At 73.3% G+C, this 19,991-nt stretch carries 23 protein-coding genes; 10 read left to right on the forward strand and 13 right to left on the reverse strand.

Annotation, left to right across the window (positions count from 1 at the left end):
- Positions 1-80 precede the first annotated feature (80 nt).
- Together A6R01_RS13570 and A6R01_RS13575 are read right to left on the reverse strand one after the other, a co-directional pair.
- Positions 81-1,655, reverse strand: a complete 1,575-nt coding sequence (locus tag A6R01_RS13570; protein ID WP_292606754.1) for a hypothetical protein — start codon at positions 1,653-1,655, stop codon at positions 81-83.
- Positions 1,656-2,269: 614 nt separating this feature from the next.
- Positions 2,270-2,626, reverse strand: a complete 357-nt coding sequence (locus A6R01_RS13575) for a helix-turn-helix domain-containing protein (RefSeq protein ID WP_292606756.1) — start codon at positions 2,624-2,626, stop codon at positions 2,270-2,272.
- A 71-nt stretch (positions 2,627-2,697) separates the two neighbouring features.
- On the opposite strand from A6R01_RS13575, the gene A6R01_RS13580 reads away from it, so the two are divergent.
- Entirely contained in the window at positions 2,698-3,759 is a 1,062-nt protein-coding gene (locus A6R01_RS13580; protein ID WP_292606759.1) for a zinc-binding alcohol dehydrogenase family protein, read from the forward strand.
- A 46-nt stretch (positions 3,760-3,805) separates the two neighbouring features.
- On the opposite strand, the gene A6R01_RS13585 is transcribed toward A6R01_RS13580, so the two are convergent.
- The 9 genes from A6R01_RS13585 to A6R01_RS13625 all read right to left on the reverse strand — a co-directional run bounded on the left by A6R01_RS13585 (position 3,806) and on the right by A6R01_RS13625 (position 12,415).
- Positions 3,806-4,915, reverse strand: a complete 1,110-nt coding sequence (locus tag A6R01_RS13585; RefSeq protein ID WP_292606761.1) for an MSMEG_0565 family glycosyltransferase — start codon at positions 4,913-4,915, stop codon at positions 3,806-3,808.
- Positions 4,916-4,918: 3 nt separating this feature from the next.
- Positions 4,919-5,791, reverse strand: a complete 873-nt coding sequence (locus A6R01_RS13590; protein WP_292606763.1) for a carbon-nitrogen hydrolase family protein — start codon at positions 5,789-5,791, stop codon at positions 4,919-4,921.
- A gap of 19 nt (positions 5,792-5,810) precedes the next feature.
- The gene (locus A6R01_RS13595; protein ID WP_292606765.1) at positions 5,811-7,199 is read right to left on the reverse strand and encodes an MSMEG_0569 family flavin-dependent oxidoreductase; all 1,389 of its coding nucleotides are present in this window, start codon (positions 7,197-7,199) and stop codon (positions 5,811-5,813) included.
- Between the two features lies 1 nt (position 7,200).
- Positions 7,201-7,491, reverse strand: a complete 291-nt coding sequence (locus tag A6R01_RS13600) for an MSMEG_0570 family nitrogen starvation response protein (protein WP_292606805.1) — start codon at positions 7,489-7,491, stop codon at positions 7,201-7,203.
- Position 7,492: 1 nt separating this feature from the next.
- The gene (locus A6R01_RS13605; RefSeq protein WP_292606767.1) at positions 7,493-8,407 is read right to left on the reverse strand and encodes a carbon-nitrogen hydrolase family protein; all 915 of its coding nucleotides are present in this window, start codon (positions 8,405-8,407) and stop codon (positions 7,493-7,495) included.
- Entirely contained in the window at positions 8,404-9,843 is a 1,440-nt protein-coding gene (locus tag A6R01_RS13610) for an MSMEG_0567/sll0787 family protein (RefSeq protein WP_292606769.1), read from the reverse strand. Before A6R01_RS13610 ends, A6R01_RS13605 begins: the two co-directional genes overlap by 4 nt.
- Before the next feature lies 1 nt (position 9,844).
- A complete protein-coding gene (locus A6R01_RS13615) occupies positions 9,845-10,939 on the reverse strand; it encodes an MSMEG_0568 family radical SAM protein (RefSeq protein WP_292606771.1) in 1,095 nt (364 codons plus the stop codon).
- 9 nt (positions 10,940-10,948) lie between these two features.
- A complete protein-coding gene (locus tag A6R01_RS13620; protein ID WP_179532756.1) occupies positions 10,949-11,473 on the reverse strand; it encodes an MSMEG_0572/Sll0783 family nitrogen starvation response protein in 525 nt (174 codons plus the stop codon).
- A 114-nt stretch (positions 11,474-11,587) separates the two neighbouring features.
- Positions 11,588-12,415 carry an amidohydrolase family protein gene (locus tag A6R01_RS13625; protein ID WP_292606772.1) on the reverse strand — a complete coding sequence of 276 codons (828 nt, stop codon included), beginning with the start codon at positions 12,413-12,415 and terminating at the stop codon, positions 11,588-11,590.
- Between the two features lie 146 nt (positions 12,416-12,561).
- Here A6R01_RS13625 and A6R01_RS13630 point away from each other — a divergent pair, with 146 nt between their 5' ends.
- From A6R01_RS13630 to A6R01_RS13665, 8 genes are all read left to right on the forward strand, one after another.
- Positions 12,562-13,035 (forward strand): SRPBCC domain-containing protein, encoded by a 474-nt coding sequence (locus tag A6R01_RS13630; RefSeq protein ID WP_292606774.1) that lies wholly within the window; start codon positions 12,562-12,564, stop codon positions 13,033-13,035.
- Positions 13,036-13,087: 52 nt separating this feature from the next.
- Complete coding sequence (locus A6R01_RS13635) at positions 13,088-13,384, forward strand: SAV_915 family protein (protein WP_292606776.1); 297 nt, start codon at positions 13,088-13,090, stop codon at positions 13,382-13,384.
- Positions 13,381-13,662 carry a hypothetical protein gene (locus A6R01_RS13640; protein ID WP_292606778.1) on the forward strand — a complete coding sequence of 94 codons (282 nt, stop codon included), beginning with the start codon at positions 13,381-13,383 and terminating at the stop codon, positions 13,660-13,662. The genes A6R01_RS13635 and A6R01_RS13640 overlap by 4 nt, the downstream gene beginning before the upstream one ends.
- Positions 13,659-14,909 carry a hypothetical protein gene (locus A6R01_RS13645; RefSeq protein WP_292606780.1) on the forward strand — a complete coding sequence of 417 codons (1,251 nt, stop codon included), beginning with the start codon at positions 13,659-13,661 and terminating at the stop codon, positions 14,907-14,909. Before A6R01_RS13640 ends, A6R01_RS13645 begins: the two co-directional genes overlap by 4 nt.
- 56 nt (positions 14,910-14,965) lie before the next feature.
- On the forward strand, positions 14,966-15,706 hold the full coding sequence (locus tag A6R01_RS13650; protein WP_292606782.1) for a hypothetical protein: 741 nt from the start codon (positions 14,966-14,968) through the stop codon (positions 15,704-15,706).
- Between the two features lie 73 nt (positions 15,707-15,779).
- Complete coding sequence (locus tag A6R01_RS13655) at positions 15,780-16,175, forward strand: hypothetical protein (RefSeq protein WP_292606784.1); 396 nt, start codon at positions 15,780-15,782, stop codon at positions 16,173-16,175.
- Positions 16,176-16,255: 80 nt separating this feature from the next.
- Complete coding sequence (locus A6R01_RS13660; RefSeq protein ID WP_292606786.1) at positions 16,256-16,885, forward strand: endonuclease; 630 nt, start codon at positions 16,256-16,258, stop codon at positions 16,883-16,885.
- Positions 16,882-17,925 carry an AI-2E family transporter gene (locus A6R01_RS13665; protein ID WP_292606788.1) on the forward strand — a complete coding sequence of 348 codons (1,044 nt, stop codon included), beginning with the start codon at positions 16,882-16,884 and terminating at the stop codon, positions 17,923-17,925. Before A6R01_RS13660 ends, A6R01_RS13665 begins: the two co-directional genes overlap by 4 nt.
- Positions 17,926-17,949: 24 nt before the next feature.
- Here A6R01_RS13665 and A6R01_RS13670 read toward each other — a convergent pair whose 3' ends face one another.
- Together A6R01_RS13670 and A6R01_RS13675 are read right to left on the reverse strand one after the other, a co-directional pair.
- Complete coding sequence (locus tag A6R01_RS13670; protein ID WP_292606790.1) at positions 17,950-18,513, reverse strand: hypothetical protein; 564 nt, start codon at positions 18,511-18,513, stop codon at positions 17,950-17,952.
- 113 nt (positions 18,514-18,626) lie between these two features.
- Positions 18,627-19,439, reverse strand: coding sequence for a substrate-binding domain-containing protein (locus A6R01_RS13675; RefSeq protein WP_292606807.1), 813 nt, complete (start codon positions 19,437-19,439; stop codon positions 18,627-18,629).
- A gap of 22 nt (positions 19,440-19,461) precedes the next feature.
- Here A6R01_RS13675 and A6R01_RS13680 point away from each other — a divergent pair, with 22 nt between their 5' ends.
- On the forward strand, positions 19,462-19,971 hold the full coding sequence (locus A6R01_RS13680; protein WP_292606792.1) for an FGGY-family carbohydrate kinase: 510 nt from the start codon (positions 19,462-19,464) through the stop codon (positions 19,969-19,971).
- The last annotated feature ends 20 nt before the right edge of the window (positions 19,972-19,991 follow it).

Below are 19,991 nucleotides of genomic sequence, written 5' to 3' on the forward strand. Positions count from 1 at the left end.
ATCGGCCAACGTCATGGTCATCAGGTGTCTCGCTTCTCCGCCCCGTGCAGAGGGAAGGAACTCAGAAGTGGTGTCTCACCTCAGCCTGACGCATAGGGGTCCGATCCGATGAGCTCCACCGACGAGTCCGCCTGAGCTGACCACGTCGACCCGTCCCAGTACTGCCACGTCGCTTGATCGGCCAGCGAGTCAGGTCTTGCTCTGGCGAGTTGAAGCGCGAAGCCGGAGATCTCTGTCGGGTTGTTGCGACGCGAGGTCCCGTAGATGTAAGCCCAACGGCCGCGAACCACCGCAGCGGCACCCCACATTGGGGCAGTCGTATCCACCAGGTCATCGCCCAGATCGCGAACGGACAGCAGTTGCGGGGTCTCTCCTGCGGGAACGACGTACCGCGCGATGGCCGGTCCGAGGATCTCGAAATCGAAGATCCCCCCGCCCGTCGTTGAGCGCACCCGCTGCGCAAACACGTCCACGAGGTCATAGCCAGCGCGCTCGACGGTGATGATCGACATCGGCCAGTACCCGGTGCCGTCAGAGCGCGAGGGGATGACCGCTCCTCCGCCGTCGGGGATCACTACCGCGAGACAGCCGGACTCGGAGACAAGCATCGAGTTCCGGACCAGCGATTCGGCGCCACTGACCGTTCGCAGGGTGTCGCCGAACAGCCACAGACGCCTGCCGTCTTGAAGTGGCGCGGAGACTCCGACGTCTCCACCCTTGAAGGCGGTTGTTCCACGCAGACGCGTGACCCGGTTCAAGTCAGCAACGTTACGAATCGTCCCCGTCGCAGCGCACTCGGTCGAGACCGTGAGCCGCGCCAAGTTCAGCGGCGACGGTCGGGGAGCCGCAGCGACGCTCAAGCAGCTCACGGTCAGCGCGACTATGACCGAGACCGAGCTGGCCAGCCGGATGCGATCAGCCTTGTGCAGCGGAGCAGCGCCAGACGAGGTCGGTTCAGCGTGAGGCGCAACCCGATGCCGGGTCACCCACAGCACCATGGCGGCCAGGGCGCTCGTGGCGCCCAGGACAGCCAGCGAAAGGAACCACCATTCAGCGGAGCCCGATTGGCGACCAGAAAGCATCTCGAAGCCGGCCCCAGGGATGCTCCATCGCAACACCGATGACCAAGGCGAAGAGAGAAGCACAGGATCACCGACGAGTAGCAGCGGCGACGGCAGGACCAGGCTCAGCACCAATGCAAGCGCCAGTCCCGGCCAGCCGAAGATCGCCTCGAACGCGAGTGCCACAAGGCCGACAGCAACCGTGACACCGATCAAAGTTGCGATTGCGCGTGGAGACGCCAATCCGTTCGAGAAGGCGACCATGGCGGCAGCTACGAGGACCCCAACACAGCCAAGCACCGCGACACGGAGGAGTTCACGCCTGCGATCTCGCGAGTAGGGCCCCCATCCCAGGGACACCAGCAATACCGCGCAGAAGCCCGCGACAGCTGCGACAAACGAAGCTTCCAACGCTGCTCGGTCCGTCGGTGTGTGGCCGCGATCGACGGGCACGACTCTCCCGGTCCTCCCGAAACGCGCTTCGATCTCTTGCAGGGCTGCAATCACGGCATCTCGAACGTTCGGGTGTGCTGTCGACGAGACGTAGATGTCATCTCTCGATGACTCGATGTCCAATACGACGACGGCAATCACCTCGCCATCTTCTAGGCGACCGAGCCCCTCTCGAAGCGTTGTAGCTGTCGACACGTTCAATCGATCGGTCTGGCTGCGCGTGTCCTCACCCAACGGTTGAGTGACGACATCCGGACCCACCAGGACGACAGGCGCGTCGTATATCCGTCCATGGCTGGATTCGGCTACCAAAGCGGCAACCAAGCCGACAGCAGTCACAACAAGCAACAACCACAACGCGACTGCTGTGACGTACCGGCGATCGCGACCTGTCGCGCGAAACGGCAAGGCCGACGACGCTGAGGACAATTGTCAGGCTCCAGGGACGATTCGGGGGTGGAGTCGGATAGATCGGGGTCGCAAAAGAACACCAGGCGGCCTCAACGCAAGCGTATTGGCCAGGGGCCGAAGAGCCGCGGCAGGAAGGCGATCACGGCGCGCTAACGTCGCCTCATAGCGGCCACGAGGCGAATAGGCACCTTGGCGGCCCACCGTCCCAGGAACGATGGACAGGGCGATGTCTCCGGCAGGTCACCAGGCGAGCGCGAGTTCCAACTGGGCGCTGACGCCAGTCGCTTCGCCACGGTTGCTGCACGGACACGCCCAATGCTCCTTGCCGTGGGGCGCTCAGTGGTTCAGTGGGTGGTGACGTTGTCCTCGACCCAGTCCCGCAGCGCGGCGAGCGGTACGGCGGCGCTGTGGCCGAGGTCGGTCAGGGCGTACTCCACGCGCGGCGGCACCTCCGCGTAGACCGTGCGGGTCACCAGGTCGTGGTCCTCGAGCCGCTTGAGGCTAGCGGACAGCACCTTGGGGCTGATGCCCTGGAGCTGGCGACGCAGCTCGCCGAAGCGCTGCGGGCCGTCCTCGAGGGCCCCGATCGCCAGCGCGCTCCACTTGTTGGCGAGCAGGTCGAGCATGTCGCGGCACGGGCACATCGCCGTGTAGACGTCGCCCGGTCCGCAGCTGTCCGCGAGGTGGGTGGAGGCGCTCATGAGCGTGATAGTACCCTACAGAAACCAGGTGCCCTTGACGGTAACTAGTACCCATCTCTCATGCTCGAGGCATGACCACTGACACCCACGCCACTGCCCCGTCCGACCACCCGGCCGCCGCCACGATGCGGGCCGTCGCCTTCACCAGCAGCCTCCCCGACGACGACCCGGCCAGCCAGGTCGACGTCGAGCTGCCCCGCCCCGTCCCCGGCGCCCGTGACCTCCTCGTCGAGGTCCGCGCGGTGTCGGTGAACCCCGTCGACGTCAAGGTCCGCGGCGGTGGCGACCCCGATGGCGCCCGGGTCCTCGGCTTCGACGCCGCGGGCGTCGTGGTCGAGGTCGGCGAGGACGTCACGCTCTTCCAGCCCGGCGACGAGGTCTGGTACGCCGGCGACATCCTGCGGCCGGGCACCAACGCCGAGCTCCACGTGGTCGACGAGCGGATCGTGGCCCGCAAGCCCCGCAGCCTCTCCTTCGCCGACGCCGCGGCCCTGCCGCTCACGGCGATCACCGCCTGGGAGGGCCTCTTCGACAAGTTGCGCCTCACCGAGGCCAGCACCGGCACGCTGCTGGTCGTCGGCGCCAGCGGTGGCGTCGGCTCGATGGTGCTGCAGCTGGCCGAGGCGTTGCTGCCCGGCGTACGCGTCGTGGCCACCAGCTCGACCGAGGAGTCCGAGGCGTGGGTGCGGGGCCTCGGCGCGGAGGAGACTGTCAACCACCGTGCCGGCGACCTGCGCGGCCAGATCGCCGCGGCTGCCCCCGACGGCGTCGACTGGGTCTTCACCGCCCGCGTCGCCGACCCGGGACAGCTTGAGCTCTACGTCGACGTGCTCAACCCGTTCGGCCAGATCGTGGCCATCGACGACCCCGAGACCCTCGACATCGCGTTCCTGAAGTCGAAGTCGATCAGCTTCCACTGGGAGCTGATGTTCACCCGCCCCATCGCCGGCGGCGACGGCCAGCTCGCCCAGCACCGCCTGCTGACCGACGTGGCCGCGCTGGTCGACGAGGGTCGGGTGCGCAGCACCGCCACCACCGTCCTGCGCCCGATCGACGCCGAGCAGCTCCGTGCCGCGCACCGGCAGGTCGAGAGCGGCCGCACCATCGGCAAGGTCGTGGTCGCCGCCCCGTGAGGCTCGTCCGGTGAGTTCCGCCCGGTGAGGTCCGCCCAGTGAGGCCTCAGGCGTCGACGACCTCGCGGTAGAGCGCCAGGTGCGCCCGCGCGGCCCGCTCCCAGGTGTAGGACCCGGCTAGGGCCTGCCCCGGGGCCGGGTCGCCGGGCGTGCGCAGCGCCGCAGCCAGTGCACCAGCGATCGCGGGGACGTCGGCGGCGAAGGACACGGTCGTGCCCAGGACCTCGCGCAGCACCGGCAGGTCACGGGCGACCACCGGCACCCCGGCGGCCAGCGCCTCCATCGCGGCGAGGCCGAAGCCCTCCTTGGTGGAGACGAACCCCAGCGCCGACGCCTCGGCCACCAGCGATGGCAGCGCCGTGTCCTCGACGGGTCCCAGCACCACAGGCTGCGTGCCGAGCTCCTCGGCGAGCTCGGCAGCACGCGCGTCGAAGGCCGCTCGGTAGTCGCGGTAGTCGAAGAGCGTCTCCCCGCCGCCGAGCACCAGCCGGACGTGGCCGAGGTCGGGCTGGGAGCGGACCATCGCGGCGTACGCCTCGAGCAGGTCCAGCGTGCCCTTGCGCGGCTCGATCCCGCCCAGCGCCAGGACGTACGGCGCACCGATGTGCCTGCGCCACCCCGCGCGTCCCTCGTGGTCGGTCGCGGCCGCGGCGAAGCGTGCAGCATCGACCCCGTTGGCGATGACCGCCGGCTCCAGCCCCCAGCCGCGACGCACCTCCTCGGCCACCGCGGCCGACACGCAGACCCGGGTGCTCGGCTCGACGACCGCCCGTTCGTGGCAGGCCACGAGCGCCGGGGTGGTGAACGTGTCGAGGTGGTGGATGGTGCGCACGCAGGGGAGTGCGGCGTTGGCGCTGATGCAGTCCTGGGCGTGCACGACATCGTAGCGGTCCCGCTCGGCGGCGAACGCGGAGCGCAGCACCTCGATCGAGCGCACGATGCGCTCCCCGACGTCCTCGCCGTCGACCTCGGGGAAGGGCACCGCCCGCACCCCCACCCGCGGGTCGACGGCCCGGAAGAACGTCGTGTCCCCACCCCGTCCCAGCGTCCAGACGTCGACGCTCTCGCCGAGCGCGGCCAGCGCCTCGGCGAGCGCGAGCGTGTGCACCACGCCGCCGCGGGGCTTGGTGGAGTAGGTGAGCAGGGCGATCCGCACGCCTCAGGCCCCCGGGACGTCGGCGTCGGCGGCCCGGAGTGCCACGTAGGCCTCGGGGGTGCGCTCGGCGAGGTGGTGCAGGACCCGGCGCGCCCGGACGACCTCGACCCCGGGGTCGAGCTCGGCGACGGCCAGCCCGCCCTTGGAGGAGGTGCGCGCCAGGACGTCACCGCCGGGGCCCACCACCTTGGCCTGCCCGAGGAAGCGCAGGCCGCCCATCACGCCGGTCTGGTTGGAGGAGACCCACACGACCTGGTTCTCCGCGGCGCGCGCGCAGTCGTAGAGGTCGAAGAGCCGGGACTGGCGGTCCTGCGGCAGCCGCGAGGCGCGGTCGGTGACCGACGCCGGCCAGGCCGACAGGCAGGCCAGCACGGTCGCGCCGTCCATCGCCAGCGTCCGGGCCGCCTCGGGGAAGGTCTTGTCGTAGTCGATGAGCATGCCGAGGCGGCCCAGCGGGGTGTCGAAGGCGCTGAAGGAGTCGCCGGCGTCGTACACGAGGGACTCGCCGGCGGGGCGGTGCACCTTGCGGTGCCGCCCCAGCACGCCCGACCCGTCGAGGCAGACCGCGGTGTTGAAGAGCCGGTGCTCGCCGTCGACCACCGTCTCCTCGGTGTAGCCCAGCGCCAGCACCATGTCGCCGGCCAGCGCGCGCACCCGCTCGATCTCCGAGGAGTCCTCGCACAGGCCCGGCGGCAGGCTCGTGGGATCGGGGCGCCGCAGGTCGGAGAGGTAGCCGCCCAGCGTGGCGTCCGGCAGCACCAGCAGCTGCACGCCGGCGGCCCGGGCGTCGGCGACGATGCCCGCGAGCTTGGCCAGGGAGCGCTCGATGTCACGGCCGAAGTGCGCGGCGACGGCGCCGATGCGCAGGACTCCCACAGCCGACCAACCTATCCGGCTAGCCGACCAGCGCGACCGACGAAGCGGTGAGCGCAGCGGGGATCGGGCCCGGCGAGACCCGCCGCGCCAGCGCGGCCGCCGACTCCGTCAGCGCCGGTCCGGTGCGCCCGGTGAGGTGCCCGGTCACGTGCTCGGCGTCCGCGGCGATGCCGAGGAAGCGCCCCGAGCCCCACGTGTGCAGCCACGGCAGCCCGAGGAAGTACAGCCCCGGCACCGACGTGACGCCACGGGTGTGGGTCGGGCGGCCGGAGCCGTCGAAGACCCCGGCGCGCACCCAGCGGTAGTCGGGCCGGTAGCCGATGGCCCACACGATGCTGGTGACGCCGGCCGCGGTCAGGTCGAGCGAGGTGGGGTCGGTCTCCGGATCCCACACGGGCTCGTACGCCGGAGCCGGCGGCGCGTCCACGCCGTGGGCGTCGATCCAGCGGTCGATGTCGCGGCAGATCGAGCGGTACACGTCGTCGGCGGCGTCCAGCGCGGCGCGCATCGTCGGGCGGAAGGCCAGCTCGGTGCCGCCGGGCGCGACGCCCTCGAGCAGCCCGTAGAGGTCCATCCCCTCGCGGGCGAACTGGCGCAGGTCGATGTCGCGTCCGCCGTCGCGGCCGGTGACGTAGTGGTTGGTCTTCTCGCGTGCTGTCGCGCCGCCGGGGTACTGCGCGACGCCGGTATCGTAGAGCCCCATCTCCGCCAGCCAGGTCATGCAGTCGCGGCCGCGGTGGAAGCGCGCCACCCGCGGGGCGTCGCCGAGGGCGAGGTGGACCCGGCGCCCCGCCAGGTGCAGGTCCTCGGCGATCTGGGCACCGGACTGGCCCGATCCGACCACCAGCACCTCACCGTCGGGCAGCTGGTCCGGGGAGCGGTAGTCGGCGGAGTGGAGCTGGGTGATGGCGGGCGACAGCGCCGGGGCCCAGGGCGGCACGATCGGCAGGTGGTAGCCGCCGGTGCACACCACCACCGCCTCGGCGTGCCAGGTCTCCGGGCCGTCGGGGCCCACCGCCTCGACGACGAACCCGCCGTCGCCGGACTCCGTCAGCGAGGTGACCCGGGTGTGCTCGCGCAGCGGCGGCCCGAAGGTCGGGGCGTAGCCGGCCAGCCACTCCACGACCTGGTCGCGGGTCATGAACCCGTCCGGGTCGGGGCCGGCGTAGGCGTAGCCGGGCAGTCGGCAGTGCCAGTTGGGGGTGACCAGGGTGAAGGCGTCCCAGCGGGTGTCGGCCCACTCGTGGCCGGCGGTGCCGGCCTCGAGCACGACGTGGTCGACGCCGTCGCGGACCAGGAACCAGCTGGTCGACAGGCCGGCCTGGCCGCCGCCGACGACGACGACCCGCGTGCGGCGGACCGTGGGCGGCCCCGAGCGGGGGACGGGGGCAGTGGTGGGTGCGGACATCTCAGGACTCCTGAGGCAGGGGCGGGTGGAGGCGGAGGACGGTCACGGTGGACGCGTCGGGGCAGGACGCGGCGAGCGCGTCGATGTCGGCGAGCGTCGCCGCCGCGGAGGTGCAGGCGAAGCCGAATCGGGCGCGTACGCGCTCGCTGGCGATGCCGAGGGCGGTGGCGGCCCGCTGGCGGAAGTCGTCGACCGGGTAGGTCGACCCGGCGGTGAGGTGGTCGTGGACCACCAGCGAGGGCGAGTAGTGGTCGACCACGCGACCGTCGGGCCAGCGCACGGAGAAGGTCATCTCAGGCACGGACGGCTCCCGCCATCGGGGCCGAGGTGACGGCGGAGTACGTCTCGGGGCGGCGGTCGCGCAGGTGGAACATCGCCCGTCGGGCGGTCTCGAGCGCGGCCGGTACGTCGAGCTCGGCGACCGCGAGGCCGGCCTCGGTCCCGGTGCTCGCCAGCACGTCGCCGCCGGGGCCGACGACCTTGGCGTGGGCGACGAAGCGGAGCTTGCCGAAGGTGCCGTGCTGGTTGGCGGCCAGCCAGACGACCTGGTTCTCCAGGGCACGGGCGGCGTCGAAGAGGTTGAAGCGCTGGGTCCAGCGGTCCTCGGCGAGCGAGGCAGCGCTGGCGGTGCGCGACGCGGGCCACGCGGAGATGCAGGCGATGACCTCGGCGCCGTCGACGGCCAGCGCACGGGCGGCCTCGGGGAAGGCCTTGTCGTAGCAGATCAGCGTGCCCAGACGACCCATCGGAGTGTCCACGCAGGCGAAGTCCGCGCCGGCCGAGTAGAACAGCGACTCGCCCAGGGGCTGGTGCACCTTGCGGTGCGCGCCCAGCACGCCGTTGCCGGTGACGACGGCGGCGGTGTTGTAGCGATCAGTGCCGTCGGACTCGCACAGGCCCACGACCACGGTCATCTCCCGCGCGATCTCGGCCACGCGCCGCAGCTCGGGACCGTCGAGGTCCATGACAGGGGGCAGGTCCTCGGGCTGCTCGTCGTGGCTGCCGTCGCGGCCGGCGCCGAGGACCGAGAGGTACCCGCCGAGGCAGGCTTCGGGCAGGGCGAGCAGGCCGACCCCGCGGGCACGGGCGTCCGCCACGAGGCGGCCGACCTGCGCGAGGTTGTCCTCGACGTCGCGGCCGAAGCCGGCACAGGCTGCGGCGACGGCGGTGCCGGGGGCGCCGGGGGTGGTGCTGGAGGTGCTGGTCATGAGGCGGTTCCCATTCCGGTGACGGTGGAGGTGACGGCGTCGGTGACGACGCCGTCGGGCCAGCGCAGGCCCACGCCCGAGCCGGTCTCGAGGTGGCCGCACACGGCGGTGGTGAGGTGGCGCGGCAGCAGATCGGTGTCGGGGGTGCCCGGGCTGTCGGCCTCGGCCGAGACGATGGCGAAGCCGGGGAAGCAGGTGAGCCAGTCGGCGGTCCCGGCCGCCGCCGGGGCGGGGACCGCTCCGACGTCGAGCACCGCCCGGCACCCGCTGGCCTCGGCGAGCATCCCGGTGCTGCCCACCAGGCCGCTCATGGAGACGTCCTTGGCGGCCGTCGGGGCCAGGGCGGGGACCACCGTCATCTGCGAGCGCAGCTGCTCGGGCGTCCGGTGCGAGGTCGAGTCCCACTGGGCGCCGGTGTAGCCGCGACGCCATGCACCCCCGAGGTCGGCGGTCACCCGCAGCCGGTGCCCTGCGCGGCCGCCGCCACCGGGCACCGGGGCGGACGTGCGACCCAGCGCCGTGACCGCGAGCTGGCCCGGGACCCCGAGCTGGGTGTGCCCGCCCAGGACCGGCACGCCCCAGGCCGCGGCGGCGTCGGTGAGGCCGCGCAGGACACGACGCGCGAAGGAGGCGTCGCGGGCGCCGACCGCGTCGAGGAGCCCGACGGGGGTCGCACCCATGGCCGCGAGGTCGTTGAGGTTCACCAGCACGCTGCACCACCCCGCCCACTCCGGGTCGCGCTCGACCATGGCGGGCAGGATCGCGTCGCAGGCGGCGACCATCTCGCTGCCCGGCACCGGTGCGGCGTCGTCGCCGACGAAGCCGCGCGGAGCACCGGCGGCGAGCTCGTCGAGCAGCAGCCCCAGCGGCGCCTTCGTCGCGTCGGCCAGCCGCTGGATGCGGGTGATCGGGAAGTCCACGACCAGGTGCGGGTGGCCGTGCCGCAGGGTCTCGTGGCGCACGCTCCACCCCAGCCGCTCGAAGAGCCGGCGGTGCTGGGCCTGGACCTCGGCGTCGAAGCGCAGCGCGCCCTGGGTCTCGGCCCGGGCGCAGGCCGCGCGCACCAGCGCGGCACCGACCCCGAGGTGCAGCCGCGCGTCGGACGCGACCGCCAGCCGGCTGCCCCGCCACCAGCCCAGGTCGCGCAGCGGCGGCGTGCCGTCGGGCGCCGGCGCCGGGTGGATGCGGACCCCACCGAGCAGCTCGCCGTCGCCGGCCAGCGCCACGAGCACCACGGTGCGGGGGTCGTCGTCGACGACGTCGGCGTCGGAGCCGGCGAAGAGTCCCTGCTCGGTGACGAAGACGTCGTGCCGCAGCCGCCGGTAGCCGGCCAGCTCGTGCGGCCCGGCCTCCACGACGACGTACGACGCGTCGCTGTGCCGGTCGTGCGGGGCGCTGCGCAGCGGTCCGGTGAGGACCGAGACGTCGAGGGTCATCTCAGGCCCCCTCGCAGGAGAGCGCCGAGCAGGCACCGCAGGCGGCGCAGCCGGCGGACTGGGCGGCGCCCAGCATCCCGGCGCGCCGCAGCGCCGCGCCCACGCGAGCGGTGACCGAGGCGACCATCCGGGCCTCGGGCGCCGGCACCCCGTCGACGTCGGTGGCCAGCGTGCCCGCCAGCGGGCGGAAGGGCACCACGAAGGGGTAGACGCCCATCTCGATCAGCTCGGTGGCCGCAGCGACGGTCTCGTCGGGGTCCTCGCCGAGGCCGAGGAGGAGGTAGGTGGAGACCTCGTTCCAGCCGAAGACACGGACCGCCTCGGCCCAGGCGGCGCGGTACTCGCTCATCGGGACCGAGCCCTTGCCGGGCATCCAGCGGCGGCGCACGTCGTCGTCGAGCGACTCGACGTGGATGCCGATGGAGCGGGCGCCCGCGTCGTACAGCTCCTGGATCGTGGCCAGGTCGCCCGGCGGCTCGCACTGCACCTGGATCGGCAGGTCGGGGAGCACCTCGCGGACCGCGCGGACGCAGCGGGCGAGGTGGGTGGCGCCGCGGTCGCGACCGTTGGAGGTGCCGGTCGTCATCACCATCTGCGTGATGCCGTCGAGGTCGTGGGCGGCCTTGGCCACCTCCGCGATCTGCGCGGGCGACTTCACCGCGATCGTGGAGCCCTGACGCAGCGACTCCTCGATCGCGCAGAACCGGCAGCGCTGGTCCTCGTCGTAGCGCACGCAGGTCTGCACGACCGTCGTCGCCAGCACGCGGGCCGAGTGCAGCCGGGCGATCTGCTCGTAGGGGACCCCGTCGGCGGTGGTGAGGTCGTAGAAGCGTGGGCGGGAGATCGTCTCCACGCCCAGGCCGGTGTCGGCGCCGTCGAGCAGGAGCTTGCCGCCGGCGAGGGTGTAGGGGCTGCGGGGGTTGAGGGGGATGGCCGCGCCGACTCCGTCGAGCAGCAGGTGCCCGTCGTCGCTCGGTCCGGCTCCGGCCCGGCGGGAGACCGGCGCGTCGGCGAGCCGGATCCCCTGGATCGCCAGGTCCACGCGGGTGACGCTGGCAGTGCGGTCAGGGCTGGTGGTGCTGGTCGGCGCGGCCATCTCAGCGCCTCAGAGGTTGTAGACGGAGTTGATGATCGCGCCCTTGTTGGCGAAGTGGATCACCGCGTCCTGGACGTCGAGCGGGTGGCAGGGGATGACGCCCTCGATGAGGTCCTCCTCGCGCTGGCCGTGCAGGGCCATGCCGAACCGGCAGCACAGCACGGTGCCGCCCTCGGAGATGAAGGTCTTGATGGCGTCGTTCATGTTCTGGTTGCCCGGGAAGGCCACGTCGCCGGTCGTCGGGAAGCCACGGGTGTCGGCACAGGCGAGGGCGCCGGGGCCGTAGAAGTAGAGCGTGGCGTCGAAGCCCTTGCGCAGCGCCCGGGTCGTCTGGAGGACGGCCACGAACGACACCGAGGACTCGTGCGGGATGCCGTGGACGAGGGTGAGCCAGGCCTGGCCCTCGCTGGCCTGGTAGTCGGGGAAGAGCTTGGTGGAGCCGTAGAGGTTGGTGCCCTTGCCCTGGGAGGGGTGGGGGATCTCGGCCTTGGACTTCTCCATCGCGGCGAGGATCTCGTCGTCGAACACGGACATGTGCATCTCCTGGTGTCTCTCGAGGGTGGGGTGGCGCAGCAGGTGGTGCTGGTCGGTGGTGCTGGTCGGGTGGTGCTGGTCGGTGGTGCCGGTCGGGTGGTGCCGGTCCTGCCTTCAGGACCCGTAGAGGGCCTCGAAGTTGCCCCGGAAGAGCGCGTCGGTGAGCTCGGGGTCGTCGGTGGCGGCGGCCAGCCGGGCGTGCTCGCCGGCGTGGTCGCCCCAGGGGGTGTCGGTCGCGAAGAGCACGCGGTCGTGGCCGATGCCGCGACGCTGGATCTCCTGGCACAGCCACGCCGGCGCGAAGCCGATGGCCCAGGAGGTGTCGGTGTAGACCTGCAGGCCGCGCTCGATCCAGTCGAAGAAGCGGCCGCCGATCAGCTTCATGTGCCCGCTCATGCCGCCCCCGAGGTGCACGAGGTGGATGCGGGTCGTGGCGCCGTAGGCCTCGACGAGCTTGCCGATCTGGTCGACGTCGCTGGCGGCGCCGGGTGAGGTGTGCACGTGCACGACGAGGCCCTTCTCGGCGGCGGTCGTGAAGATCCGCTCCAGCTCCTCGACGGAGTCCTCGGCGTCGACGGCGCCGCCGAGCAGGAAGCTGGTCTTCAGCGCCGCGACCCCCTCCTCGCCGGCCAGCGCCAGGGAGGCGGTGTTGCGGTCGTGGTCGCTGCCCTTGGGCGAGACCCACAGCCCGCAGCGGACCCGGTCGTCGGCCTGCGCGGCCTCGAGGGCCAGGTGATTGAGGCCGAAGGCCACGTCGGGGTCGGGGACGCCGTAGTTCGGCAGCACCAGCGCGCGCTCGGTGCGCTCGGCGTCGAGGTCGTCGAAGAGCCCGGCGACGGTCTCGCGGGCGGTGGTGTCGGGGCTGATCGGCGGGCCGCCGTAGAAGGGGTACGACGGCAGCCGGCCGATGTGCCGGTGGGCGTCGTGGGCGGCTGTGGGCATGGAAGAAGTCCACTCGCCGGGTGTTTCAGGTTGGTTCCGGCAGGAATACGGGGTGCTACCCGGTGTGTAAGTTCGCCGTTACCCCGACGGGCCTGCCGGCCGCCTGCGTGACGGGCCGATGTCGGAGGTCGGGCACCATGGCTCCCATGCCGCGGAACCCCCACGCCCGCATCGAGATCGACGCGCCCCTGGACCGGGTCTGGGAGGTCATGCTCGACACGGCGTCGTACGGCGAGTGGAACCCGTTCGTGCTGCGGGCCGACTGCGCGGCACCCCGGGTCGGTGAGCCGATCACCCTCCACGTGCGCTTCGCCAACGGCTCGACCGCCACGTCACCGGAGCGGATCACCGCGCTGGACGGCCCGACCACCGGCGAGGACGGGGTGCGCCGAGCGCTGCTGGCCTACCGCTACGAGGGCCTGCCGGCGAAGCTGAGGCTGGTGCAGGGCGTGCGCGACCAGCGACTCAGCCAGGCTCCCGGCGGGCCGACGATCTACGACACGGTCGAGCGGTTCTCCGGGCCGCTGGTGCGCCTCGCCGGCCCGGCACGCGTCGAGGACGGCTTCCGGCGGCACGCCCTGGCGCTGAAGGAGCGCGCCGAGGCGCGCCAGGTGTCATGACCGGGCACCGGCCCGGGGTTTGCCGAGCGGCCGGGCTGGCAAGACAGGGAGGGTGAGCCCGACCGACACGACCGCCGTGGACTTCCCACCCGTGGTCTACGTGCCCTGCACCCGGCACACCGCGGAGCCCGAGGAGCTCGAGGTCCGTTACCAGACCACGAAGGACGGGCGTCGCGCCGTGCTCGTCTACTCCGCCCTCGACCGGCTGCACCGGTGTTGCGGCGACGACCAGCCCTGGTTCCTGCTGCCCACCGAGCGGCTGCGCGCCCTGCACGAGCTGGACCCCTTCGACCTCGTGCTGATGGACCTGATGGTCCCCGAGGAGTCGCGGGCGGGGCTGCGCGCATGAGCGGCTTCCACCTCGACCCCGACGCCCTCCGCGCCGTCACCGACGGGCTCGCGGACGCCGCGACGACCTTCGACGACGCCGGACAGGGCGTGCCCACCTCCGCCGACGGCGGCCTGGCGGCCGGGCTGGTCGCCGACATCCTGCGCACCGTGGGTGAGGCCGGCGAGCAGCTCACCACCGATGCCGCCACCCTCGCCGGTGTCGCCGACCGCTGCAACGTCGACGTCGCGACCACCGACAGCGAGGTCGCCGGCGACCTCCTCACAGGAGCGCCATGAGCAGGGACACCCACCTCGCCGGATCGCCCGCCGACCTCGACCGCGTCGCCACCTGGCTCACCGACGTCGTACCCGCCACCAGCACCTTCGGTGACGAGGTCTACGGCGCCCGCTCGGCGACGGGGTCGGCCTGGGAGTCCGAGGCCGCCACCGCCTTCGCCGCCCAGCTGCGCACGCTGGGCGCCGCCGCCGACGGGACCACGACGGCGGTCCGCACCGCCTCCGCGGTGGTCGCCGACCTGGCCGCCGCGCTGAGGACCGCCCAGGACGAGATGCGGCGGGCGCGGCAGATCGCGCGCGAGGGCGGGCTCGCCGTGACCGGCACCGTGATCCAGCCGCCCGGGCAGGCCCCCGCGGCGGTGCCGGCGCTGCCGCCGGACGCGACCCCGGCGGAGGTGGCGCGTCACGACCAGGGGACGGCCGCGCTGACGGCGTACGAGCGGGAGGTGACGGCGTGGAACGACGCCGTGGCCGTCGCGGATGCCGCCGACCGTGACTGGGAGCAGGCGGTCGCCGACGCGACGCTGACCTGGCAGGAGTCCGGCAAGGACATCGCCGCCCTGCTGCAGGACCTCTTCTCCGGCTCGGCCGAGGAGTTCCTCAAGATCAAGGTCTCCCGCTACTTCAGCGACGCCACCGACGTGTGGCGGCAGCAGTCGCAGGTCTGGCGCGAGATCGCCGACTCCTACGTGCGCGACGGCCGCTTCGTGGGCACGGATCCCGACGACTACTACCGGGCGCTGCGCAACATCGACGAGATGGACGACCTCGCCCGCAACGCCGAGCTCAACGGCGGGCGGGTGGCGACCAACGTGAGCCGCGGGTTCCTCGCGCTGGGCGTCATCGCCACCGGATACGGCATCTACGACGACATGGCCAACGGCGGCGAGTCCGCCGAGCAGGCCACCACCTCCAACGTCGGCGGCTTCCTCGCCGGCATGGGCGCGGGTGCCGCCTCGGGCGCTGCCGCCGGTGCGATCGCCGCCTCGATCGTGCCCGGAGCCGGCACCGCCGTCGGAGCGGTGGTCGGCACCGTCGTGGGCGCCGGCGTGGGCATCGTGACCTCGGGTGCCATCGACTCGATGTGGGAGAACGGCGTGGAGGACCTCGGCGACGTGGGCGAGGCGATCGGCGACGGCTGGGACGAGCTGGTCGACACCGGCGAGGCGATCGGTGACCTCGGCGGCGACGCCGTCGACGCCGTCGGCGACGGGATCAGCGACGCGTGGAACTCGGTGTTCGGATGAGCGGCCACCCGACCCGGCCCCCTCGTCGGGCCACCGGGGCGAGGCGTCGCGGCCTCGTGCGGACCCTGACGGCCGTCAACGTCCTCGTCGGCCTCGGCGTGCTCGCGGCCGGAGTCCTCGCCCCCTGGCCCTGGCAGGCCCGGGTGTGCGTGGCGATCGTCGGGGTCGGCCTGCTCGGCAACGCCCTCCTCGCCGCCCGGGAGTGGTCGGGCTCCGCGCGGTGGGGCGACCGCGTGACCACCCGCGGGAGCACGACTGTCATCGCCTACGACCGGGTGCCGGCGTACGCCGCCGCCTGGGGTGCCGGCTGGACCACCCTGGTCGCGGCGCTCGGCACCGTGCTCGGCGTGGCCGCCGGGAGCGTCGGCCTCGCGCTGGTGCTCGGGCTGCCGTTCGTCGTGCTCTTCGGTCTCGTGCTGATCGACTCGGTCCTCGCGCTGTCGCGGGGCGCCGAGGTGGTCGCCGACCGGGAGCGCCTGACGGTGCGGTCGTGGAACACCGAGACCTCGCTCGCCTGGGACGACGTCGAGCGCGTGGGTCCTGACGTGACCGGGGGCAGGGCCGTCCTGGCGGTCACCGGCTACACGGCGACGACGAGCTGGACCGGGCGTCGGTTGCCGCACGCCTGGCCGCGGGGCGCCCGCCTGGTGCCCGGTCGCCTCGAGGTCGACTCGCGCGCCGTGGAGCCGCACTCACCGTGGTTGCTGTCGGTGCTCCGGGACTGGGCCGCCGACCCGGCGCGGCGCTCCGAGATCGGGACCGCCGATGCCGAGCGCCGCCTGCGTCAGTCGGTCTGACGTCCCCCCGCGCCCGGCGGGGGCACCCGGTCGGGCGAGCGTGGGCCCGGCTCGGCCGGGCACCCTGGTCGAGGTGACCCGCTTCGACTTCGAGTTCGCCCCGGCGTACCGGCTGCCCGCCCTGGCCCTCGGCATCACCCCGCGCACCGCGTGGGTGGAGGTCGACGAGACCGAGCTGCGCGTGCGCTACGGCCCCTGGCGGTTGCGTACGCCGCTGGACAACGTCTCCTCCGCGCAGCTCTCGCCCGGGCCGTTCCGCTGGTACCGCACCGCGGGGCCGCCGCACCTGTCGCTGGCCGACAAGGGCGTCAGCTTCGCGACCAACGGTGCCGGCGGGGTCTGCGTGCTGTTCCACGAGCCCGTCAGGACCCTCGACCCCACCGGACGCCTCCGGCACCCCGGCGCGACCCTGACGGTGCAGGACCCGGCCCGGCTCCAGCAGGTGCTGGAGGAGCGGGCCGGGTCCTGAATCTGTGGCGCACTCCGCCGCTGCCCCTGCCCACCCGGCCGGGCGGGTGTCGGCCGGCACGCACCGGGTACCCGCACCCCATGGCTGATCCAGACCCCTCCCGGACGTGCCGGGAGCTGCTCGAGCGCGACGGCCGCACCTACGCCGAGGAGGGCGAGGTGGGGCTGCGCGACGAGCCTGCCCCGCTGTACCGCCTGCTCGTGCTGGCCACCTTGGCCTCGACCCGCATTCGGGCCGAGGTCGCGGCCGCTGCGGCGCGCGAGCTCTGGGCGGCCGGCTTCACGACCCCGCAGCGGATGCGGGACTCCACATGGCAGCAGCGGGTCGACGCGCTCGGGCGTGGCGGCTACCGACGCTACGACGAGAGCACCGCCACGGCCCTGGCCGAGGGAGCCGAGGTCGTGCGCGACCGGTGGGACGACGACGTCCGCACCGTGCGGGAGCGATGCGCCGGCTCCGAGGAGGTGGCGGAGGAGGTGCAGGCGGTGCCTCGCCTGGGGCCGGTGGGAGCAGGCATCTTCGTGCGCGAGGTCCAAGCCATGTGGCGGGACCTCGAGCCCTACCTGGACGGCCGGGCGGCCGACGCCGCCGCGGCCGCAGGGCTGAGCCGGCAGCCGGACCGACTGGCCGCGCACGTCCCGGACGGCTCCTTCGTCGCCCTGGCGGCAACGCTCGCGAGGCTCGGGCCGGGCGGGGTCGAGGCCCGATGAGCCGCACGGAGACGGCGCCCCTGGTGCCCCGCCGCCTGGCGTCAGCGACGTTGGTCGTCCTGTGCCTGCTGGTGCTGGCGGTGGGGACCTGGCTGCTGGGCAGGGTCCTGATGGCGGTGCCCTCGGTGACGGCGGCGCTGCTCGCCGCACTCCTGCTCACCGCGCTCACCCGCCCGATGACCGTCTGGCTCAGCCGCCGGTTGCCGACCTGGCTGGCCGCGCTCACCACGCTGGTCACCGGCGTCGCCGTGATCGTCGGCATCCTCGCACTCGTCGTCGACCGGGCGCTGGCGCAGACCGAGGACCTGCAGAAGGCGGCGTCCCAGGCCCTCGCCGACGTGGAGCAGGCGCTGGTCCGCTCCTCGCTGCCGGTCACGGAAGGGCAGCTGACCGACCTCGAGGACCGGGCCCGTGAGGGGTTGCCGTCGCTGCTCCCGGGGCCGGCGGCCGCCGCCACCGGGGCCGTCCAGGTGCTCGGTGGCATCGCGCTGGCCCTCTTTGTCTGGTTCTTCCTGCTGCGTGACGGGCCGCGATGGTGGCAGTGGGCGATGCGCTGGGTCCCGTCCCGGCGCCGCGAGGCGGTCGCCGAGGGCGGCGACGCGGCCTGGGACGTGCTCACCCGCTACGTCCGCGGCACGGTCGTGGTCGCCACCATCGACGCGGTCGGCGTCGCGGTGGCGCTGCTGGTCCTCGGCGTGCCGATGGTGACCTCGCTGGCCTGCCTGGTCTTCCTCGGGGCCTTCGTGCCCATCGTCGGGTCGACGGTCGCCGGCACGCTCGCCGTCGCCGTCGCGCTCGTCTCCCAGGGGCCGCTGGTGGCGCTGCTGGTGGTGCTGGCGGTCATCGCGGTGCAGCAGGTCGAGGGCAACCTGCTCCAGCCGCTGGTGATGGGACGCGCCCTGCACCTGCACCCGGCGGCCGTCGTCGTCGCCGTCGCGCTCGGAGCCAGTGCGGCGGGTGTCATCGGCGCCGTGGTCGCCGTCCCGGTCGTGGCCGTCGCCACGCGCCTGGCCGAGCAGGTGCGGGACCGGCCGGCCTGAGCCGGGGTCAGTCGGGAGCGGGCCTCAGCCGGGCAGATCGACGTTGTGCCGGTGCAGCCAGCCCACGAGTTGGCGGGCGCCGCTGGTGGTCGGGAGGATGCCGTGCTCCAGCGTCGGCGGCAGGCCGGACCCGGCGGGGCGCACGTGGCGCACCCACTCCCCGTGGGTGGTCAGGCCCAGGCCGACCTCGTGGGTCGGGTCGGTGTCGTCGGGCTCGAGGGTGATCAGCCAGAAGCGAGTGTCCTCCGCCTCGTGGCGCCGGCCCCGGAGCCAGCCGCCGCTCGCGACCCGCACGGTCGCGCCGACGCTCGGCTGCACGCCCCGCGCGCGGACCAGGTCCGCCAGGTGCTCGGGAGTCTCGGTCAGGCGGGTCGCGGCCACGTCCTGGTCGGCCGCGATCGCGCGGGCCTCACGTCGCGCGTCGGCCGTCTGGCCCTCGCACGCCGCGCACCAGTCGGTCGTGGGCACGCCGCGCCGGAAGCCGCGGTGGGCCGCGCAGAAGGACATCCGGTCCTCGGCGCACCGGCCCACCGTCGTACCCCGGCAGCGGGAGCCGAAGGCGTCGAAGAGCTCGCAGCGACTGGACATGTGAGAACCATAGGAAGGCGGGCGCCCGACCTGAGGGGTTCGCCGGAACTGTGGGTGGCTTGTTACCCGTGCACGGCCGGTGGTCAAGACCACCCGCCGGTCAGCGCCCGCCGTCAGCGACCCGCGGTCGAGGCCCGCGCCACCAGCTCGGGCGTGAACAGCACCTGCTGGTGCCGGTGGTCGGCGTCGGAGGCCTCGGAGAGGACCAGCTCGGCGGCGGTGCGGCCGAGCAGGTGGCGCGGCTGGCGCACCGAGGTGAGGGGGACGGCCGCGGCGGCGGCGAACTCGATGTCGTCGTAGCCGACGATCGCGAGGTCCTCGGGGACGGAGCGACCCGTGCTGATCGCGTGCTGGAGCAGGCCGAGCGCGAGCAGGTCGTTGGCGCAGAAGGCGGCCGTGGGCCGGCGTCGCGCGGCGAGCCCGGCCAGTCGGGCCCCCGCCTCGCGTCCCTCGGGGACGACGAGCTGGTCGGTCTCGAGCACCACGAGGTCCTCCTCGGGCCGGCCCGCGTCGACCCACGCCTCGCGCGCGCCGCGGAGCCGGTCGCGCACCTGGCCGATCGAGACCGGGCCACCCACGAACGCCAACCGCTCGTGCCCCAGGTCGAGCAGGTGCTCGACCGCCAGGCGTCCTCCGAGGACGTCGTCGACCGCGACCGAGCAGAAGGCCTCGTCGTCGCGGGTGCGGTCCACGATGACGACCGGGGTGCCGCGCGCGGCGAGGTGATCGAGGAACGCGGCGTGCGGGTCGACCGGGGTGACCAGGACCCCCTGCACCCGCTGCTGCTCCAGCAGCTCGACGTGCGCCCGCTCGCGCGACTCGCGGTTGGCGGAGTTGCACAGCATCACCGTGAGGACCTGCTCCTCGGCGGCCGACTCGACGCCGAGTGCGACGTCGGTGAAGAACGGGTTGCCCGCGTCGAGCATCACGTAGGCCAGCGTCCGACTGGTGCCGGCCCAACAACGTCGCGTACGGCGCGGCCAAGGCCGACCAGGCCCACCAGGTGCCTCGCGCATCCGCGAGCTGGCCGTCGAGGCCGGCGAGCCGGTGCCGGCCAAGCCCATGGAGGTCACCCGCTGCGTGCTGGACTCCCTGGCTCTGGCCTACCGACGGCTCCTGCGCACCGCGCTGGAGCCCGCCGGCCGCGAGGTCGACGTCGTGCACGTCGTGGGTGGCGGGTCGCAGAACCACCTGCTGTGCCAGCTCACCGCCGACGCCACCGGTCTCCCCGTGCTCGCCGGGCCCTCGGAGGCCGCCGCCCTGGGCAACGTGCTGGTCCAGGCCCGCGCGCTGCTGAAGGAGCAGGGCAGCACCGACCTGGGCAGCACCGAGCTGGCCGACCTGGCCGCGATGCGGTCGCTGATCCGGCGTACCCACGAGCTGCACCGCTTCGAGCCCACGCCCGCCGCGCGTGGCGGCGCCGACTGGGACGCGGCGGAGGGGAGACTGGCCAGGTGAAGGTCGCGCTCTCGGTCACC

The organism is Nocardioides sp. REDSEA-S30_B4 (assembly GCF_001627265.1).
In the GTDB taxonomy this organism is placed as follows: domain Bacteria; phylum Actinomycetota; class Actinomycetes; order Propionibacteriales; family Nocardioidaceae; genus Nocardioides.

Bases quoted from the DNA above. Each gene is read 5' to 3' on its own strand.
- A6R01_RS13575 (WP_292606756.1), bottom strand. From the start codon at position 2,626: ATGAGCGCCTCCACCCACCTCGCGGACAGCTGCGGACCGGGCGACGTC.
- A6R01_RS13580 (WP_292606759.1), top strand. From the start codon at position 2,698: ATGACCACTGACACCCACGCCACTGCCCCGTCCGACCACCCGGCCGCC.
- A6R01_RS13595 (WP_292606765.1), bottom strand. From the start codon at position 7,199: ATGTCCGCACCCACCACTGCCCCCGTCCCCCGCTCGGGGCCGCCCACG.
- A6R01_RS13600 (WP_292606805.1), bottom strand. From the start codon at position 7,491: ATGACCTTCTCCGTGCGCTGGCCCGACGGTCGCGTGGTCGACCACTAC.
- A6R01_RS13605 (WP_292606767.1), bottom strand. From the start codon at position 8,407: ATGACCAGCACCTCCAGCACCACCCCCGGCGCCCCCGGCACCGCCGTC.
- A6R01_RS13610 (WP_292606769.1), bottom strand. From the start codon at position 9,843: ATGACCCTCGACGTCTCGGTCCTCACCGGACCGCTGCGCAGCGCCCCG.
- A6R01_RS13615 (WP_292606771.1), bottom strand. From the start codon at position 10,939: ATGGCCGCGCCGACCAGCACCACCAGCCCTGACCGCACTGCCAGCGTC.
- A6R01_RS13620 (WP_179532756.1), bottom strand. From the start codon at position 11,473: ATGTCCGTGTTCGACGACGAGATCCTCGCCGCGATGGAGAAGTCCAAG.
- A6R01_RS13625 (WP_292606772.1), bottom strand. From the start codon at position 12,415: ATGCCCACAGCCGCCCACGACGCCCACCGGCACATCGGCCGGCTGCCG.
- A6R01_RS13630 (WP_292606774.1), top strand. From the start codon at position 12,562: ATGCCGCGGAACCCCCACGCCCGCATCGAGATCGACGCGCCCCTGGAC.
- A6R01_RS13640 (WP_292606778.1), top strand. From the start codon at position 13,381: ATGAGCGGCTTCCACCTCGACCCCGACGCCCTCCGCGCCGTCACCGAC.
- A6R01_RS13645 (WP_292606780.1), top strand. From the start codon at position 13,659: ATGAGCAGGGACACCCACCTCGCCGGATCGCCCGCCGACCTCGACCGC.
- A6R01_RS13660 (WP_292606786.1), top strand. From the start codon at position 16,256: ATGGCTGATCCAGACCCCTCCCGGACGTGCCGGGAGCTGCTCGAGCGC.
- A6R01_RS13665 (WP_292606788.1), top strand. From the start codon at position 16,882: ATGAGCCGCACGGAGACGGCGCCCCTGGTGCCCCGCCGCCTGGCGTCA.
- A6R01_RS13670 (WP_292606790.1), bottom strand. From the start codon at position 18,513: ATGTCCAGTCGCTGCGAGCTCTTCGACGCCTTCGGCTCCCGCTGCCGG.
- A6R01_RS13675 (WP_292606807.1), bottom strand. From the start codon at position 19,439: ATGCTCGACGCGGGCAACCCGTTCTTCACCGACGTCGCACTCGGCGTC.